This window comes from Pseudoalteromonas sp. 2CM37A (assembly GCF_023161885.1).
In the GTDB taxonomy this organism is placed as follows: Bacteria; Pseudomonadota; Gammaproteobacteria; order Enterobacterales; family Alteromonadaceae; genus Pseudoalteromonas; species Pseudoalteromonas atlantica.
This window is the reverse complement of the sequence record NZ_JALNTJ010000001.1, coordinates 44,078-62,128: the sequence shown is the minus strand read 5'-3', so window position 1 is coordinate 62,128 and position 18,051 is coordinate 44,078. Positions and strand designations below refer to the sequence as shown.

The following is an 18,051-nucleotide window of genomic DNA, read 5'->3' as shown; positions in this document are numbered from 1 at the left end:
CTTTTAATTGTTTACTGTACATTATGGCTATTAAAACGTAGCCGATAACGTCAGTGCTGCTGTGCGTGGTGCACCAATAAAGTAAGTGCTGCCATTGCCCGTACCACCCGCTAAATAGCTTTTATCGGTAACGTTATAAACAACAAAGGCAACATCAATAGCTTTAAATGGTCCTGCGTTTATATCGGTTGCGTAACCTGCGTTTAAATCAACCACGGTATAGCCATCAACTTCGCCACGCTCACCGGTGTATTTAGCCGATAAACCAAAGCGGAAATCACCGCTAAAGTAATCGGTCGATAGCACAAATAAGTCATCTACTGAGTCTATTACTTTTTCACCGGCTTCAAACCCGGGTGCATCGCCTTTGTACTCTGAATCATTATTCGTGTACGAGCTATATACACTCCATTGTGGGCTTAGCATGTAACTTGCCGACAGCTCTAAACCTTGCGATTCAATACCCCCTACGTTTAAGTAAGAGCCATTTGTACCTATGGTGTAATCAATACCGCCGGTGTCACTACCTGGGGCAATGAACGTAATACGGTTATCAAATTCAATTGAATACGCTGTTGCGGTCAGGTTTAGCGCGTTATTTTGATAACGTACACCTAAATCGATGTTTTCAGCGGTTTCAGCTTCAATGGCTGATAAATCAGAGCTGTCGCGCTCAAGCACCCCGTCTTTAATAGCAGCAAAGTTTTCGCTGTAGCTGGTAAATAGCTCGGTTGAGTTATTTAGCTGATACAAAATACCACCACTAAATAACACATCAGAGTCACTATTAACTTTAGCGGTTGTGGCATTTTGATAATGGTCGTACTTTTCAATATCAACAAGGTACTTTTTAACACCTACGTTAAGCGTGAAATCGCCAAGGGCCATTGAATCCTGCGCGTACCATTTAAGGGTGTCGGTCTCAAAGGTGTTTTTATACTGGGTCCAGTATGGCGTGCTATCAAAGTGGTGGTAAATGCTGGCATTAATTACTTTGTGCCAATCGCGAGACTCGTCACGGTCGCTTTGCTCATACCAAAAACCGGCTTCTATGTCGTGCATGCCAAACGTAGCTTGGTAGTTGGCAGTAACCCCTAAGCGGTCTTTTTTGTAATGCGTATGACGATACGACATTACAGGTATTGCCGTATCATCGTAACATGCAGGGTTTAAACCAGGGCCCGACTCCCACGGCCAGCTTAAACTTGCCGTACAACCTTCGTTTGGTGCCAGTGCGTTACCTGCGCTATCTACAAAACCGTAAGAGCCTGCGTTAGTGCCGCCCTCTGTAGTTGGGTTGCCGTTTTCATCTACTGGAGTTGTTAAATACGGTGGGATCCAATCGCCACGGCCCGAGTTTTTATGATAATAAGGGCTTACTGTAAGAAGCGATGTTGGCGAAAGTGCATACTCAAACTTTAAATACGCTAGTGTATTTTCGCGCAGTGTACCCCAGCCCTCAGCAAACATTTGGTCGTAATGTGGAACGCCTGTCCAGTTCCACGTTAACTGATCCCACTCTGGCGTTTGTTCAAATTGCGCAAGACTTACACTGTTGTAGTTAGTCTCGCTTACATCATCGTAAGATAAACGCCCTGTAACTGTTAAATCAGCAAGCGTTGTTACAAATTTAAGCTCTGCGTGTTGGTTATCTTTTCCGCCATTGCTACCCGAGCCAATCCAGCGGCTAGTATCAGTTTGCGAGTAACTTACATACGCTTGTGTATTATCAAATAAAGTACCCGTTTCGTGCTTAACGTAAAAGCGGGTCGCATCGTGGCTACCCGAGGTGTAAGCAAAGGTGGTGCTGCTATCAAGACTTGGCGCTTTACTTACAAAGTTAAATGTACCGCCTAGTGCCTCAAGCGATGCCGATTTAATATCTGAGGTGCCTTGGCCTACTTCTACAGTGGCTAAATTTTCAGTGTCTAGGTAACGGTTTGCTTTAGCGCCACCACCATAGTTTGAGCCACCGTTAGGAATACCATCAACGGTCATCCCTAATTGCTGCTGGTTTGAGTCAATACTAAAACCACGCATAGTGATTGTGGTAGACCAGTCATCGCCACCAAATGCATCGCCTTCGTTTATGCTAATGCCAGGTAAGTTATCGATAACCGATAACACACTCGAAACTGTTGTTTGTTGATCAAGCATTGCAGGCTCAATCACATTATTTGCGTAACTGGTTGGTTTTGCAGTAACGGTTATTTCTTCTATTTCGTTGTCATTTGCATAAGCTGACGTTGATACAGCCATAGCAATTGCCATGCTCAAAATCGATTTATTAGTTAAAGCGTACATTGTGATCCCGTTTGGTTTTAATTATCTAAAGTAATTATGAAAGCGGGCACAGTATGATTTCGAATTATGACAACAAAAATGAAGTTTATTTACAGGGGTGTTAAAAAAATGTGGGGTTTTTATGGCTTTGTTATGTCATTTGTAAGTCAGCCTAAGCACAAAAACCTAGGCTGATTTATATATAAATACTAGGGCGTGTTGATCTTTGCGGATTGAAATTTGTTCAATCTAGGGGTGATTAAATCGCGGCACGAGGTTTGTAACCTAGTGGGCTAAGTAAAAACCGAGTAACAAAGAGTTTATCGCCCCTAGGCAGAACCCGAAGGGCAGCGCATGTTTGGCATTTATGCTGCGTTATCGCCTATTTATGGGGAGTAACCACACTTCATAGGCTCTGCCTTGCCTAAAAACCAAACATACTGCTGCAAATTCAAACGCCAAAGGTCAACACGCCCTAATTAATTAGAATAGTTTAGCTAACATCTCGTCACTATAAGCAACAAGTTCTTCATTATTAGCCACTTTACTAATGTAATCTGGGTTAGCAATAAATGGACGACCAATCGCAATTAAATCAAACTGGTCATTGTTTATTGCTTGTTTTGCATCATCAAAACTATAACTACCTACCCCTACAAGGCTGGTTTTAGTGTTAGCGCGCAAATACTGCGAGGTTGTTTTACCTTCTAAAGAGTCAAATTGAGTGCTGTCATCAAAAATACCGCCATGAATGTAAGCCAGTTTTTTGTCATCTAGCTGCGCTAATAAATAATCAAATACCGCTTTATCACGCTTATCTTCTTCCATATTAAAATAAGCACCTGGCGATAACCTAATTGCCGTACGCTCATTACCTACTGCAGTAACAACCGCATCGGTCACTTCTATTGCAAAACGCGCCATATTTTCAGGTGTTTGGCCATATTCATCTGTGCGCTCATTTGCAGCGTAATGTAAAAACTGATCAATTAAATAACCATTTGCGCCATGAATTTCTACACCATCAAAACCAGCTTCAATGGCGTTTTCGGCCGCTTTAGCAAAGTCGGCTATCAGTGAATTAATATCCTCTTTAGTGGCCGCTTTTGGCGTAATGTACGTCAGTTCACGCATACGTGGTACAGAGCCTTCAACACCAATTGCCGATGGCGCTAATACTTCGCCGTCAAAAAAGTGAGGGTGAGCAACACGGCCAACATGCCAAAGCTGTGCAAACATTTTACCGCCGTTTGCATGTACGGCGTCGGTTACTTTTTTCCAACCTTGAATTTGCTCGCTGGTAAATAACCCCGGTGTATTTGGGTAGCCCTGTGCATCTGGGCGAATAATAGTGGCTTCGCTAATAATTAAACCGGCATCGGCACGGCGCGCATAATATTCGACCATATCTTGCGTAGGTACTAAATTATCATCAGCCATACAACGGGTTAAAGGCGCCATAAAAACGCGATTTTTAAGTTCAAGTGAGTCGTTTAATGTATACGGAGCCAGTAAATCTGTGGTCATTGTTAAATCCTTCATTAAGAGTATGCATATGAGATGCGGCCTTTTTAACAACATTCAAGGGTAATTTTGAATGCTCGCTCAAAATATACTTAGGGAGTACCAAAACAGATCTGAATTACAAAATTAAATAACCTGAACTCTGGTTAAGAGATTTACTAACATATTTTATCATGATGATAGTTAAGCTTATTTTGTCTCTAGCCAGAGATTTTCAGTAAATTCAACGCAGTTAGCGCTTAAAATAGCTGCTAGAGATAGATTTATTATCCAGAGTTCAGGTTAAATAATAATTTTTCAACACACTGTCACATAACTCGATATACTTGTAACAGTAAAATTCAAATTTGAAGCAATAAAGAGTGAGCCAATTATGACAACTGCAAATGCGACTGAAGAACAAACCGTAATTTTAGGGCTAGGGGCAAAAAAACGACTCGCTTTTATGTTTGAAACCGTACAACAGTACAAACAAGTATGGATTTTAAACGACGATGATGGCTGCGTAATGCTTGCCAACGAAGATGACGACTGTGTACCAGTGTGGCCAACCCGCGATTTTGCACAAGCTTGGGCCACGGGCGAATGGGAAGGCTGTACACCAAAAGCCATTCCGACTAAAGATTGGTTTAGCCGCTGGACACCCGGCCTTGAAGAAGACGACTTACTGATTGCGGTGTTCCCTACCGAAGAGGACGACGGCACGGTGCTTTTTCCTGATGAATTTGAAAGCCAGTTAAAAATTCCTAAAAAAAGAAAGTACTAAGTAGCCAGCATCACGTTATTTAGTTTATAAACGCGGCCTAAAATAGCCGCGTTTTTTATATCTGCTTTCTAAAATTTAAATAAGCCTCAGTTATAGCCTTGGCATCTTCTATTTGTGGATAGTGCCCAAGTTCAACAAACCCTTGTACGCGCGCATTAGGTATTGTTTTTTTATAGTGCTCAAGCATGTGTTTACCCGATATTGGGTCTTGCTCACCTGCAATAAACGTAAGCGGTATATCGCTATTAATCATTGCCCCAACCCAGCGCTGCTCGTTTTGTTTTCGCTGTGTAATATATTTAATTAGCTTGGGCATCACACGTAAACCCTTGTTGTAAATTAACAACGCCCAAAGGGTATCAATTACCATAGGGGCTGGTGGCGTGTTTTTACCAAAAATAGTGATTAAATTTTTAGCAAACTTTTGTTTACTCATTAACTTAGGTACTAGCCAACCAAGTCTTGAAAGTAGCAGCTTTTGGATAAATAAAGGTTTATGTATGTGTGGAAATAACCCGCCATTTAAAAAGCATACACTGTGTATGCGTATGTCGCTTTGAGCAGCAACTTGCCTTGCTAATAGCTCTTGAGCCACGGTATCACCATAATCATGGGCTAATAGGTGTACATTGGTAATATCTAAACGCTTTAAAAATTGCGTGTATAAATCAGCTTGCTCTGTAATGTTATAAGCCGCATTTATTGGTTTATCCGAAAGGCCAAACCCCAGCATATCAAGTGTAATTAAAAAGTAGTGTTGTTTGAGCTCATCCCACATACCTTCCCAGTCCCAGCTTGCACTAGGAAAGCCGTGTACCAAAAGGAGCGCGGGGTTATTAGCATCCCCCGCTGTTTGAGTAAAAATTTGCTGGGCATTTATATCAATAAACTGCCCGTTTGATTGCCACTGTGAAAGCGTATACATAGGCTGCTACCCATTAACTTTTATTATTGTAATGGTTAGTTTTATCACATTGAGCTTTAATAAAAAGCCGATATTGAACGTAAATATCGGCTTTTGGGTAAAATTTAGTTTTTAAGCTTTAAGTGTTATCGCGCCATAAGTATTGGCAAGGTGGTGTTTGCTAGCATGTAGTTAGTCATACCACCAAAAATTTGCTCATGGATTCGCCTGTGAGTAAATGCGCCCATCACCACTAAATCTGCATTATGCATTTGCGCTACCGACATAAACGCTTTAGCGGTCGATTGCCTGCCATTATTAAATGTTACAAACTCACTTTTAATATCGTGCTGGGCTAAATATTTAACCACTTCATGGCCGTTTGGCATTTTATCGGCGCTACTTGCGCTGGTGCAAATAACAACCTTTTTAGCCTGTTTTAAAAGCGGTAAACTGTAAGTGAGCGCGCGCGATACCTCGGTGCTGGCGTTCCAACCAATCACCACTGTTTTTATATCAAAGTGGGTCATTTGCCGTGGTACCAATAATATAGGTTTACCACTTCGCATTACCGATGCCTCAAAGGTCGAGGTTGATTTACCACTTTTAGACTGCGGAATAATAATTAAATCAGCAACTTTGCCTTGCTCTGCAATTATTTCGCTGCGCACACCTAGATTAATATGCCATGAAGCGCTTGGGTGCGTGGGATGCTCTGCGCTGTCGTCAGTGTATTTAACTTGCTGCTGGGCACATAAACTAACAAATTAGGTTTTTAAATTTGCCGATTCGGTTGTTGCAAAGCGCCCTGCTACAGAGTCTAACTCTTTTACCAATTTAGTTGGTAAGCCAAGCTGCCCTGTTGGCAAAAAGCGTTTTGGGTCTAAGTGCGTGTGATAAACATCAAGGTGCGCATTAAAATACTTAGCAACGGCTAAGCCCCCTTTTAAGCGCTCTGTTACATGCCCACTTGTAGAAAGCGGCATTAAAATAAGCTTAGGTGAAATCATAATTATACCCTTCTTAAGCCAGTGCCTTTTAGAGCGAATGTAAACCGTGCTAAGCGCTGCTTGTTTTGCTTAGCACGGCGGCGTTTACAGCTGCGTAAAGCTTGCCACTTCTTGTAGGTAACCGCTTGGTAAATCCAATACCATAAAGTGCGATAAAGTAAGTAAAAATGCTAACGCACACACTGTCAGTGTTAATGTTCTAGCAATTGATATACGTGCTTTTACAAGTAAAAATATTATGAAAAACAACGCTATAGAAATCACATAGCCCAGTAAAAAACACCCAGCTAATAAGCCACACAGCCAAAATACATAATGCCAAAGGCCAGTCACGCTTGAGTCGTTTACATATCCCGCAGAGACCTCATTATCGTAATTTACAGCATCATCTACTTTATTAAGTAGCAGCTTGATCAGCACAACCGCAGAGAGTATTAACATGAACGAGCACACCACACCAGGAAATACCCCACCTAAGAATGTGCGTTGGAACGAGTCATACAAACCGTATGCAAACACTAAACAAACAAAGCCAGAAAACGCGATTTGTGGTTTAAGGTTAGTTGGTTTTAGCTCAGCATTAGCTTTGTTTTTATTGGCTTTTTCTTTTTTAGCTGCCTTAATAGAGTGGCGTGCTGCAAAGAAAATAGAAAGCGCGGTTAATGCACCAATAATCATCACGCCCGGTTTTAATAAAAACTCTATGCCGTCAAACTGAATAGCTTGATAAAGGTAAGTTTCCATGCCGCTTGCCAGTACAAAACCAATTAAAAATGCTGGTCGTGGCCATCCAAAGCGCTTCATTAATACGCCTAAAATACCAATGCCAATAAGTGCGACTAAATCACCTAAATCACGGGTTGCCTGAAACGCCGCAAAAAAGATCACCATAACCATAAATGGTGCCATGAGCGTGTAAGGAATAGTTGTTACTTTTGCTACCCATTTAGAAATAAGTAAACACGCGCCCGCGCCAATTACATTAGCAAGTGCCAGTGACCATACAATGGTATAAGTAACATCAAGGTCGGTGGTGATCATCGCAGGGCCTGGCTCTAAGCCAATTAATACCATACCACCTAAAAATACAGCCATGCTGCCAGAACCTGGAATACCAAATAATAAGGTCGGAATTAAGCCACCGCCTTCTTTGGCATTATTTGATGACTCAGGGGCAATAACACCGCGTATGTCGCCTTTACCAAAGTTTTCGGTGTCTTTAGAGGTTTGTACCGCATGACCATAAGAGATCCAATCAACTACGCTGCCACCAAGGCCAGGTAGTGCGCCAACAACACAACCAATGGCAGCACAGCGCGTAGCTAGCCATTTATTTTTAACAACATCTTTTACGCCTTCAAACCACCCACTACCCAGCTCAGAAGCTTCTGAAATAGAGCGGTTTTGACGCAGTAAATCGATAATTTCTGGTAATGCAAATATACCTAAGCCAACAACCACTAACGGAATACCATCCATAAGGTAACCGTTATCAAATACCATGCGGTATTCACCGGTTGCAGGAGCACCGCCAAGTGAGCCTAAACATAAACCTAAGCCACATGCGCTTAAGCCTTTTACTAGGCTATTACCGGCCAATACACCCACCATGCTTAAACCTAGCAAAGTAAGCATAAATAATTCGGCCGAGCCAAACGCTAAAATAACGGGGCGGGCAATCAGTACAAACAGCGTTAAAATAATGGCGCCAAAAAGGCCGCCAAATAATGACGAAGCAAACGCTGCTGAAAGCGCACGCGCTGCTTGACCCTTTTTAGACAGTGGGAAGCCGTCAAGCACTGTGGCTTGTGAGCCACTGGAGCCTGGAATACCCATTAATACAGAGGTGAAGGTGTCAGAGGTTGGAATAACCGCCACTAGGCCAATAAGCATAGCAAGCGCTGAAATTGGGTCCATACCATATAAAAATGGCAGTAATAACGATAAACCCGCTATGCCGCCTAAACCCGGAAAAATACCAATCAGCAAGCCTAAAAAAACGCCGCCGCATAAATACATTAAGTGTGTGGGGGTAAGAATAGTTTGTAGCGCAATTAAAAATGCATCTAACATACTGCTCTCCTTAGGTTAAAAAAGTGGCTCACTAAATGCGAGCCACTGTGTGTACAACAAATCAACATGGGTTTTTAAAAACGCGCGTTGTAGTTTTCGGTTAGGTAATTTCTTACCCATTGTTTGTCAGTTTCAGAAATTGTCAGTGCTGAGCTCAGTGTGTTTACTGCATCTTCGTTTACAAGTTGTGGGTATTGGCCAAGTACTAATTCAGACTCTTCTTTAAAGTTGTCTTGATCAATGACGCGTTGTGCTGCATTGCGCCACTCTGCAATAACGTCATCAGGGGTGCCTTTAGGTAAAAACAGTCCTTTTTGCGCGGCAAAACCGGCTACAAAAAAGGTTTTCCATACGTTGTATTCAACGCCTGTTGGCTTTTTACCGTGGATCATTTCGTATACTTCGCCTACGTGTGGTAAGTCAGGAAACGTTGGGTCGCGTACAATTTTGCCTTCTTTATTAAGTACGCCAAACGACATAAGCGGAATCGCTTTACCTTCACCAACTAGCGGCTGTACTTTTTTTAAGTAGGCAGAGGTAGTTTGAAAGTCGATATCCACCTCGCCACGCTCAAACGATAAACGCGCACTGCCACGGCCTTTCATACCAAAAATGGCGTGAATGTCTAAATCAAGCATGTCGAAGGCTAATAACCCAACCAAGTCCATTGACGCGGCGCGTTGGCTACCAAATTTAAGTTTTTGACCCTGCAATTTGGCAAGCTCTGATGCGTTTTTAATACCCAGCTCTGGGCGCACATATACCACCGCACCTGTCGGTGTGGCCATAATCACGTTCCAACGTTTTACTTCGTATCTAACGCGTGAGTCGCCAAGTAAGTAAGGGATTTGTGTAGAGGCAGAAGTACTAAATACATTTAAACCATTTGCTTTAGCGCGGCGCTCAAAGCGGTTAGCACCTTTGGTAGAGCCACCACCTGGAATGTTTTTAACCACAACCACAGGTTTACCATTTAAATGCTGAGAAAAACGCGGACCAAAAAAACGTGCCCATGTGTCAGAGCCGCCACCCTCTTTAAAAGGCACAACCCACTCTACTCGCTCACCATCAAAGCTTACTTCGTCGTTATTGTTTGCATAAGCTGAGCTGATACAAGTGCTTGCTGCTAACACAACAAGCATTGCTTTTAGTCGATTAGGTGCAAAAGTACTTAATTTAATCTTCATAATTTGACCTCTGTTATTCGCTGCAATTATTTAAATAGGTCCTAATAACGTCATTGCATCTATTACGTAGATGAAAGTATTTCGTTAAAAGAAGTTAACAACAGCTAGACTAATAGCCGAAACTGTCATCTACCTGTCATCGATGCCAAACTATCCATTAATTTAAAATTATTTATAAGCAATTGTTTTTAAATAAAAATAAATTTAGTTTTATTTATTTAAAGCATAAAAAAAGCGATAACAGACTATCTGCTATCGCATTTTCGGTTGGTTTACTAAGGCTTAACACCAATTCGCTTAATTAAGTGAGCTATTATGCGCATTGGTATGAGTTAAGCTATTTTGCTTTCATCCCATACTTTTGCAGGTATGTGTACTTCACCTTTAAATAACATTCTGGCTGTGCGCATTAACCCTGCCGATTTTATATCTAGCGTGTCGTTTTCAAAGCGCCCCTCAAGTAGTAAATCTATTTTACCGCTGGGGTGTTCAACCACTATATTTTGCTGCTCTGAGCTTTGTGGCGTAATTAAGTCGTACGCCACACTACCTGGCAACATGCAACTAACACTCACGCAAATTGCCCCCGTTACAGAATGGCTGGTATGGCAGTTTTGCGGCACAAAGTAGCGCGAAGTTATCGTACCGCCAAATTGCGGCACCGACAGTAAACCGACTTTAGGAATGACTTTTCCGGTTGCATCGCCAAGGCCCATTTTTAGTGATGCCTGCAGGCGAATGCTTTCTATTTTTTGCAGTAACTCTGTATTTGCATCAAGCTCTTGTTTAGTTTCAGAGCCTTTTACACCCAGTGATGGTGCAGGTATTAGGACCATTGGCATGGCAGCATCGACACAACTTACTTCTACGCCATCAAAGGTATCGCGTACAGAGCCAGTAGGCAGTAATTCACCGGTTTTAGTGCCACACACATCAAAAAACTTAAGTAAAATAGGCGCTCCAGAGCCTGGTACGCCATCAATGGTGGCATCGCCTTCGTACTCTACAAAGCCGTTAGGCGTTTGTACCACAACTTCAATCAGGGTATTGGTATTTACATTTTTAACCCGTACCGTTGTTTCACCGTCATTTGCAGTAACCAATCCGTATTCAATTGCCAGTGGTGCTGCACCAGATAAAATATTGCCACACGAAGGTGTTATATCGACTTCATTTTGCTCAATAGCAACTTGCGCAAATAAGTAATCAATGTCTGCATCGGGGTCGGTTGAGCGTGAAATAATGGCCGCTTTACTGGTTAGTGAGTTTCCTCCACCAACGCCGTTTACTTGCAGCGGATCGCCTGAGCCCATTGCTGCAGTTAAAACTTCTTTGCGTTTATCCCACTCTCTCGGTAAATCGTTGGCTAAAAAATAAGTCCCGCGAGACGTTCCGCCGCGCATAATGACACAAGGTATTTTTTTTTGAATAGTCATAATAATCCAGCTTCTAAATCAATTTAAATGAGCAGTAACGGGTTAGTTATTACTTAAAATAACCACGCACTCTTGCACTTGCTCTTGCTTACTTTGCAAAGATTGAGGGGCAAAATTAGTATTACTTGTTGCACTAGCAGCCGTGGCTGTTTGTTGGCTATTTGCACGAAAGTGAATGGCTCTCGGCGTAGGTTTTAACTGAGGTGTAGCGTGTGTTGAGTTCATCGTTTCGCCCTTTCAATGCAATTAAAAACAAGTAACGTCGATATCAAAACGTTGCCCTTTTTTTAAGAGTAAGGAGCCAAACTGTCACTAACCTGTCACGAAATAAAAATTGATTAAAAAATAACTTTTAAAAATTAAAAAACGCGCAGCATTTTCATGCTGCGCGTTAAAAGCCAATCGAAGGGGCGTTTAAAACTTAATAGTGTAATCTACATATACACGGTGATCTGCTCTGTCTCCTTTTACACCATCAACACTGCCAGTTTCATCTGTGGTGTAATCTAAAAATAACCAACGTAGGCTTAAGCCTTTTACAGCCGCTACTTTGTAGCGTGTATCAATGGCCCAATATTTTTCATCGGCTGTGCCACCTGCTTTACCTAAGCTTGAATTTTCTGCATCGCTGCCGCTGGTGTAATAAAACTTTGTGGTTAAACCCGGTGCCACTGCTTTTAGGTCAACACCTAAGCGAGCCTGCCAAGTTGACTCATTTTGGTTTGTTAAATCGGCACCAATTAATGAGCGCGTGGGAAACGGGTTAGTCCCGTGATCGCCACTAAAATTATCTTCAATCCAAGCATCGTTCACTTTGGTAAATGCGGCGCCTAGTGTCCAAATATCTTTTTTCCAATTAGCATCTAGGTAATAGGCAAAACCATCGTTTTCACTTTTAGTAACGCCTGAAACCGCATCGAGTGCATCTTCATCATCTAAATCGCCACCCTCTGCGCCGGTTACAAATAAATCGCCATCGTCTTGTGAGGTAAATACGCCGCTTGAAAGGGTTAACTTACTTTGATCGAGCTTTATAGCGTAACTTCCTTTAAACCCAAGCTTTGATAAGTAGTCATGAGAATTTAAATACTCTGCGTCTATTTTTAGCGCGTCTTTTTTGTAGCTTGCGCCCACACCCCAAATAACACTAATCGCGCCGTTATCTGACTGGTCGGTAGAAAAATCTTCCCACTTGTCGTCGTGGCGGCGGCTCCATTTATCGTAGGCGTAACCATATACTTTGGTATTGCCAAACTTGTAGTCACCAAATACGCCTCTAAAAGTATTGGGAATTGCGCGGCTACCTGAGCTTTTTAACAGCATGCTTTTGGTTTTTTGCCCGCCTATTTTTACATGGCCATTGTCGCCAAGTTTAACGTCGATAAAATATTGACCAAATTTAGAAAAACTATCGTCAACGCCGCCTTTTTCATCCCCTGCGGGTAAAATGTTATTTTGTGCGCTGCCGGTTGAGTTGTAATTAAGTACCGTATAAGTAGAGACACCCATGCTGATTAAGTCATTAAAATAGCCCGATTGATAATTGAGCTCTATGCCTTGTGCAAACGTTGAGTCGTCGCTGGCGTCGTTATCGTAATCGCGGTCAAAGTAAATTGACCTTAGCTTAATATTAAATTCGTCTTGCTCTGTAAGCCCATTAAAAGAAGCATACGAAGGAATAGAAACACAAGTTAATACTGCGCCTGTTACTGCAAATATTTTAGAGAACCGTTGAGCCATAGTTGTCTCCGCTACCTTGTTTAATTAAATTTATAGTTGTGTGTAGTGTGTATCAGTTTATTCATGTTGCAATTTACACGGCAAACCTGTCACAAACCTGTCACAAGATAATTACATTTTAGGCAATTGTATTTTTTAGCTATTAAATTAAAACTATAGCTTATCTTGCTATAAACGAAGGCATTTGCGTATTGTAAACGTTGCAGTAATTGTTTAGTGTCTTGCACAACTTAAAATTATATTTTTTAATTGCGACTTTGCGGGTGTGCTTAATGAGAATTTTAGCAGTTGAAGACGACGAAGTGTTAGGAGAAGCAATTTGCCAACGCTTCACCAAAATGGGCCAAGGTATAGACCTTGTAACCAGTGGAGATGTGGCTAATTCGCTGTTAAAACGCCATGAGTACGACCTTATTTTACTTGATTTAAACTTGCCCAATTTAAACGGTGAGCAAATATTAAAAAAGCTCAGGGCTCGCTCATCAAATACGCCTGTATTAATTTTAACGGCACGTGCCCAAGTAGAGCACCGCATAGAATTACTCGACTTAGGCGCCGACGATTACCTCACTAAACCCTTTGATTTTGGCGAATTAGAAGCCCGTTGCCGCGCCCTACTTAGGCGTAACCAAGGCCTAGGTAAAGACATTATAAGTTATGGCAATCTCGATTTTGACCGAAAATCATGCACGGTCACTATTGCTAAAGAACTTATTGATTTAAAGCAACGAGAATTTAGGTTACTAGAAATATTTTTAACGCATCAAGGCAAAGTGCTTAATAAAGATGAGTTACTCGATCACTTATATTCGTTTGACGACTCCCCCAGCCCCAACGCCATAGAAACCTACGTAGCAAGGCTTCGTAAAAAGCTGGTAAATAGCAGTGTTGATATAAAAACACTGCGTGGTTTAGGCTATCTTTTAGCAGAGCCTAATGAGTAGCAAAACCCTCCCCTCAATTCGCCGGCAGCTGCTTACAATAACCATTGCTTTAATGGTTATAATTACACTTATAACCTATTTTATGGCTAATAATTACAGTAAAAACGCCGCCCAAATTTCATACGATAGGCTACTTGCCAGTGCAGCTTTACAAATTTTTGAAAATACCCACATTGATTACCACGAAATTATTGTTGATTTACCCAGCGCTACATTCGAAACTCTCTCGATGGCCTCAAATGACAGATTGGTGTATCAAATAACGCAAAATCAAGGGGAACACTTAACCGGTTACAATGGCTTATATCAACACATTTTGCAAAAAGCCGACACCCAGTGGCAACGTGCAGAATATGACCCGCGAGATAACCTACTGATACAATTTTGGGAAGGTGATTACAAAGGCGAAAACTACCGCTTTATTTTACTCTCAGATAAGCTTTATGAAGTGGGCGAATCGTTTGATGTAAATATTTTAATAGGCCAAACCACCCAAGCTCGCGATCAGCTCGCCTATGAAATGAATTTAAATGTAATACAAATGGTTATTTTAACGTTTGTAATAGCTATTGTGCTTATATTACTGGGAGTAAATCAAATTTTGCGCCCTATTTACAGCATAAATAAAAAAATACGTCGGCGCTCCCCCACTGATTTACGCCCTATTGATATGTCGGTCCCCAAAGAAATGGCCGATTTAATTTCAACTATTAACCATTTTATATCGCAATTAGAAGTCTCGCTTAATCATTTAAAGCGCTTTACTGGCGAAGTGGCTCATCAAATAAGAACGCCCCTTGCAGGCCTTAAAAGCCAAGCGCAAAATGCCATTGAAGAAAGCGATGAAAAAATAAGAACAGAGCAGTTAAATCGTGTTTTATATTCAACAGATTTACTCGACAGCACCGTTACGCAACTGTTAAACCAAGCCACTCTTGCGCACCGCTTTCATAGCCAGCCTTTAATAACGCTTTCATTGCCGGAGCTGGTAAAGTCTGTGTGTAGAGATGTTGCGGTATCGGCGATTCAACGCGGCGTGATCATCACATATCAAGGTGACGATAATTTAATGATCAATGGCGATTCGTTTGCACTTAGCCAAATGCTACGCAACATTTTAGAAAACGCGATTAAATTTAGCCCGCAAAATAAAGAAGTAAATGTGTCTACCGAGCTTCACAGTACAGACAGTGGTTACATAGCCCGTTTATGCGTGGCTGATCAAGGCGTAGGTGTACCCGATGCGCAAAAACAACATGTGTTTGAGCGGTTTTACAAAAGTAAAGGCGACCCACGTGCCGGCAGTGGCTTAGGCTTAAGCATTGCTAAAGAGGTAGCAGAGCATCATAACGCTGCTATTAAGCTGCTTGATAACAGCCCGTCGGGGCTTATTTTTGAAATAAACTTCCCGTTAATGCTGACCGAGGACGAACATTGAAACTTTTATCGCTGATTTATATTGCCGTTGTTTTTACGTGCTTTGTAGGCTCGCCATTCGTTGCTGCAAAAAACCCTTTAGTATTTCCGGCACAAAGCGAAAATAAATCTGTGCTTAAAATATATGGCGGCGCTGATAAAATGGAAATTGCCCCTTTTTTATCGGCCTTTCAAAAAAAATACCCTTTTGTACAAATTGACTACTACGAGCTGAGTACTTTCGAAGTGTATAGCGAATTTTTAGCCGACGTTAAAAACCCGCCCGACGTATTATTAAGTTCAGCAATGAATTTGCAGGTAAAGTTAGTTAACGATGGTTACGCACAGCCTTACAGCTCTGAGCAAACAAATAAGCTTCCTGCATGGGCTAAATGGCGAAATGAAGTATTTGGCTTTACCTATGAAACAGCGGTAATTGCATTTAATAAAGAATTTTTAGGCGAAGAGGTCGCACCAAGTAGCCGCAACGAATTATTAGAGCTAATTCGTAGGCGCAGTGAGCAAATTAAAGGCCGCATTGGCATTTACGATATTACTCAAGTGGGCATAGGCTATTTGCTGTGGGCTCATGACCGCGAGCAAAGCTCAAGCTATGGTCGAATGCTTGAATCGTTTGGCTATCACAGCACGCGTGTATTTAGACGCAGCGCCGACATACTCAAGGCACTTTCAACGGGCGAGCTCACTGTTGGCTATAACATATTAAGCTCTTATGCGCGCACATGGGCGGCGCAGCACCCTAATATTATTGTGGTGCAACCTAAAGACTACACCTCGGTTATTATGCGCAGTGCCATTATTCCTAAACATGCTAAAAATGTAATTGGCGCACAGCTGTTTATTGATTACTTAGTATCTGTACAAGGGCAAACAGACATGGCCAACTTTACTAATTTTGAGCCAATAAATAACGAAGTAAGAATTAAGCAAAAACATTTACTTGATATATCAGAGGGTCAGCTGCGCCCCGTCCCCCTTGGCATAGAAATATTAGTGATAGACGATCAGATGAAGCGTCAAATAATCATTCAAGAATGGGAAAACGCGTTATTTGAGTACCAATAAATTCGGGACTTATACCATGTCATGTATTTAATGGAGCGACTTTAAGGGCCGATTGAGATTACCCACTAAATACATGCCTATTAGCGTATAACTAAGGTTTGGGCAGCAGGCATTAAAAAACCCAGTTATTGATATTCAATAACTGGGTTCAAGAATGATGGTGGAGGAAGAGGGATTCGAACCCTCGTTAGGGATTAACCTAAACACACTTTCCAGGCGTGCGCCTTCAGCCACTCAGCCATTCCTCCACGGTGTTGCTTAGCAACAGCGCGTTATAGTATGAAATAGGTTACACAGGTGCAAGGTCTTTTTAAATTTGTGCTGTTAAGTGTCTAATAATCAATCAGCAATTTACTTTAGTTATAAAAAAACGGCTAAACCTTAAGGTTTAACCGTTTTTATGCATTAGGCTAATTACTTAGCCATGCTAGCTGTAAAGTCTAACATGCGATTAAGTGACTTGAGCGCGCCTTCGCGTAAGTCCATATCTACAAACACTTCTTTACCACGAGGGTCTATCAGGGCTTCTTCAATCGCTTTTAAGCCGTTCATTGCCATCCACGGGCAATGTGCACAACTTTTACATGACGCGCCTTCACCCGCTGTGGGGGCTGCAAAAAACTCTTTTTCTGGGCATAGCTGCTGCATTTTGTAAAAAATACCGCGGTCTGTCGCTACAATAAACTTATCGTTATCCATTGTTTGCGCAGCTTTTATTAGTTGACTGGTTGAGCCAACCGCATCTGCCAGTGCCACTATTTCTGCAGGTGACTCTGGGTGCACCAATACACCCGCGTCTGGGTGAAGGGCTTTCATATCTTTAAGCGCTTTTGTTTTAAATTCATCGTGCACGATACATGCGCCGTTCCACATGATCATATCGGCGCCAGTATTTTTTTGAATGTAGCTACCAAGGTGTTTATCTGGGCCCCAAATAATTTTTTCACCTTGCTCATCTAGGTGCTCTACAATTTCAAGCGCGCACGATGAGGTTACAATCCAATCTGCACGGGCTTTAACCGCTGTAGAGGTATTTGCATAAACTACAACTTTACGATCAGGGTGCTGATCGCAAAACGCTGAAAACTCATCAATAGGACAACCAATATCTAACGAACACGTTGCTTCTAGCGTTGGCATAACAACTGTTTTGTTTGGCGTTAAAATTTTAGCGGTTTCACCCATAAAACGTACGCCTGCAACGATGATCATGTCTGCATCGTGGCGAGCACCAAAACGTGCCATTTCTAATGAGTCGGCAACACAGCCCCCTGTTTCTTCGGCAAGTGCCTGAATTTCAGGATCTGTGTAGTAATGGGCTACCAGCACTGCATTTTTATCTTGCAGTAGTTGTTTAATACGTGCTTTATATTCGCCTTGCTCGTCTTTAGTCAACGGCGCTGGCTTAGGAGGAAAGATATAACCTTCAGGCATAATAGTTTGAGCTAGACTCATGTTCTCGACCACTTCATCTACAGTGCATTAATTACGGCAAATTATACGAGAATACACGGGCAAATAACAGCTATCTGGGCATGCTGTTTATAAATAAAAATAAGAAACTGATTTAAATAAAATAAGGGAAGAGTTGAGATTTTTTAGAAGTGGTGGGTCATGATGGACTTGAACCATCGACCAATGGATTAAAAGTCCACTGCTCTACCAACTGAGCTAATGACCCG

The 18,051-nt window shown here is 41.9% G+C and carries 15 protein-coding genes and 2 tRNA genes; 4 read left to right on the top strand and 13 right to left on the bottom strand.

The genetic code is table 11. From position 1 onward, the window contains the following. Positions 1-30: 30 nt before the first annotated feature. Together MTF68_RS00285 and MTF68_RS00280 are read right to left on the bottom strand one after the other, a co-directional pair. On the bottom strand, positions 31-2,304 hold the full coding sequence (locus MTF68_RS00285) for a TonB-dependent receptor (protein ID WP_248461299.1): 2,274 nt from the start codon (positions 2,302-2,304) through the stop codon (positions 31-33). Between the two features lie 462 nt (positions 2,305-2,766). After that, positions 2,767-3,810, bottom strand: a complete 1,044-nt coding sequence (locus tag MTF68_RS00280) for an alkene reductase (protein ID WP_248461298.1) — start codon at positions 3,808-3,810, stop codon at positions 2,767-2,769. A 370-nt stretch (positions 3,811-4,180) separates the two neighbouring features. Here MTF68_RS00280 and MTF68_RS00275 point away from each other — a divergent pair, with 370 nt between their 5' ends. After that, positions 4,181-4,573, top strand: coding sequence for a DUF2750 domain-containing protein (locus MTF68_RS00275; protein WP_004588808.1), 393 nt, complete (start codon positions 4,181-4,183; stop codon positions 4,571-4,573). Between the two features lie 55 nt (positions 4,574-4,628). Here the strand turns inward: MTF68_RS00275 and MTF68_RS00270 are convergent, their stop codons facing one another. The 8 genes from MTF68_RS00270 to MTF68_RS00235 all read right to left on the bottom strand — a co-directional run bounded on the left by MTF68_RS00270 (position 4,629) and on the right by MTF68_RS00235 (position 12,923). Continuing rightward, positions 4,629-5,498 (bottom strand): alpha/beta hydrolase, encoded by an 870-nt coding sequence (locus tag MTF68_RS00270; protein WP_248461297.1) that lies wholly within the window; start codon positions 5,496-5,498, stop codon positions 4,629-4,631. A gap of 125 nt (positions 5,499-5,623) precedes the next feature. Further along, complete coding sequence (locus MTF68_RS19745; RefSeq protein WP_248461296.1) at positions 5,624-6,148, bottom strand: universal stress protein; 525 nt, start codon at positions 6,146-6,148, stop codon at positions 5,624-5,626. Positions 6,149-6,244: 96 nt separating this feature from the next. Continuing rightward, positions 6,245-6,487 carry a hypothetical protein gene (locus tag MTF68_RS00260; protein WP_248461295.1) on the bottom strand — a complete coding sequence of 81 codons (243 nt, stop codon included), beginning with the start codon at positions 6,485-6,487 and terminating at the stop codon, positions 6,245-6,247. Positions 6,488-6,571: 84 nt separating this feature from the next. After that, positions 6,572-8,560 (bottom strand): tripartite tricarboxylate transporter permease, encoded by a 1,989-nt coding sequence (locus tag MTF68_RS00255; protein ID WP_248461294.1) that lies wholly within the window; start codon positions 8,558-8,560, stop codon positions 6,572-6,574. Positions 8,561-8,634: 74 nt separating this feature from the next. Further along, a complete protein-coding gene (locus MTF68_RS00250; RefSeq protein ID WP_248461292.1) occupies positions 8,635-9,747 on the bottom strand; it encodes a tripartite tricarboxylate transporter substrate-binding protein in 1,113 nt (370 codons plus the stop codon). Positions 9,748-10,079: 332 nt separating this feature from the next. Continuing rightward, positions 10,080-11,183 carry a 4-oxalomesaconate tautomerase gene (locus MTF68_RS00245; protein WP_248461291.1) on the bottom strand — a complete coding sequence of 368 codons (1,104 nt, stop codon included), beginning with the start codon at positions 11,181-11,183 and terminating at the stop codon, positions 10,080-10,082. A gap of 42 nt (positions 11,184-11,225) precedes the next feature. Further along, the gene (locus tag MTF68_RS00240) at positions 11,226-11,408 is read right to left on the bottom strand and encodes a hypothetical protein (protein ID WP_054983681.1); all 183 of its coding nucleotides are present in this window, start codon (positions 11,406-11,408) and stop codon (positions 11,226-11,228) included. A gap of 189 nt (positions 11,409-11,597) precedes the next feature. Next, positions 11,598-12,923, bottom strand: coding sequence for an OprD family outer membrane porin (locus MTF68_RS00235; protein ID WP_248461290.1), 1,326 nt, complete (start codon positions 12,921-12,923; stop codon positions 11,598-11,600). A 272-nt stretch (positions 12,924-13,195) separates the two neighbouring features. On the opposite strand from MTF68_RS00235, the gene MTF68_RS00230 reads away from it, so the two are divergent. From MTF68_RS00230 to MTF68_RS00220, 3 genes are read left to right on the top strand one after another with little or no spacing between them, the layout of a single operon-like run. Next, the gene (locus MTF68_RS00230) at positions 13,196-13,867 is read left to right on the top strand and encodes a response regulator transcription factor (RefSeq protein WP_029774040.1); all 672 of its coding nucleotides are present in this window, start codon (positions 13,196-13,198) and stop codon (positions 13,865-13,867) included. Next, the gene (locus tag MTF68_RS00225) at positions 13,860-15,305 is read left to right on the top strand and encodes a sensor histidine kinase (RefSeq protein ID WP_029774041.1); all 1,446 of its coding nucleotides are present in this window, start codon (positions 13,860-13,862) and stop codon (positions 15,303-15,305) included. The genes MTF68_RS00230 and MTF68_RS00225 overlap by 8 nt, the downstream gene beginning before the upstream one ends. Continuing rightward, positions 15,302-16,369, top strand: a complete 1,068-nt coding sequence (locus tag MTF68_RS00220) for an ABC transporter substrate-binding protein (protein WP_121637294.1) — start codon at positions 15,302-15,304, stop codon at positions 16,367-16,369. Before MTF68_RS00225 ends, MTF68_RS00220 begins: the two co-directional genes overlap by 4 nt. Positions 16,370-16,527: 158 nt before the next feature. Here MTF68_RS00220 and MTF68_RS00215 read toward each other — a convergent pair. From MTF68_RS00215 to MTF68_RS00205, 3 genes are all read right to left on the bottom strand, one after another. Next, a tRNA-Ser gene (locus MTF68_RS00215) sits at positions 16,528-16,617 on the bottom strand. Between the two features lie 166 nt (positions 16,618-16,783). Then, positions 16,784-17,824, bottom strand: a complete 1,041-nt coding sequence (gene nadA, locus MTF68_RS00210; protein ID WP_004589501.1) for a quinolinate synthase NadA — start codon at positions 17,822-17,824, stop codon at positions 16,784-16,786. A gap of 150 nt (positions 17,825-17,974) precedes the next feature. Then, positions 17,975-18,050, bottom strand: a tRNA-Lys gene (locus MTF68_RS00205). Position 18,051: the final 1 nt, after the last annotated feature.

Bases quoted from the DNA above. Each gene is read 5' to 3' on its own strand.
- MTF68_RS00235 (WP_248461290.1), bottom strand. From the start codon at position 12,923: ATGGCTCAACGGTTCTCTAAAATATTTGCAGTAACAGGCGCAGTATTA.
- MTF68_RS00250 (WP_248461292.1), bottom strand. From the start codon at position 9,747: ATGAAGATTAAATTAAGTACTTTTGCACCTAATCGACTAAAAGCAATG.
- MTF68_RS00285 (WP_248461299.1), bottom strand. From the start codon at position 2,304: ATGTACGCTTTAACTAATAAATCGATTTTGAGCATGGCAATTGCTATG.
- MTF68_RS00255 (WP_248461294.1), bottom strand. From the start codon at position 8,560: ATGTTAGATGCATTTTTAATTGCGCTACAAACTATTCTTACCCCCACA.
- MTF68_RS00240 (WP_054983681.1), bottom strand. From the start codon at position 11,408: ATGAACTCAACACACGCTACACCTCAGTTAAAACCTACGCCGAGAGCC.
- MTF68_RS00275 (WP_004588808.1), top strand. From the start codon at position 4,181: ATGACAACTGCAAATGCGACTGAAGAACAAACCGTAATTTTAGGGCTA.
- MTF68_RS00280 (WP_248461298.1), bottom strand. From the start codon at position 3,810: ATGACCACAGATTTACTGGCTCCGTATACATTAAACGACTCACTTGAA.
- MTF68_RS00245 (WP_248461291.1), bottom strand. From the start codon at position 11,183: ATGACTATTCAAAAAAAAATACCTTGTGTCATTATGCGCGGCGGAACG.
- nadA (WP_004589501.1), bottom strand. From the start codon at position 17,824: ATGAGTCTAGCTCAAACTATTATGCCTGAAGGTTATATCTTTCCTCCT.
- MTF68_RS00225 (WP_029774041.1), top strand. From the start codon at position 13,860: ATGAGTAGCAAAACCCTCCCCTCAATTCGCCGGCAGCTGCTTACAATA.
- MTF68_RS00260 (WP_248461295.1), bottom strand. From the start codon at position 6,487: ATGATTTCACCTAAGCTTATTTTAATGCCGCTTTCTACAAGTGGGCAT.
- MTF68_RS00270 (WP_248461297.1), bottom strand. From the start codon at position 5,498: ATGTATACGCTTTCACAGTGGCAATCAAACGGGCAGTTTATTGATATA.
- MTF68_RS00230 (WP_029774040.1), top strand. From the start codon at position 13,196: ATGAGAATTTTAGCAGTTGAAGACGACGAAGTGTTAGGAGAAGCAATT.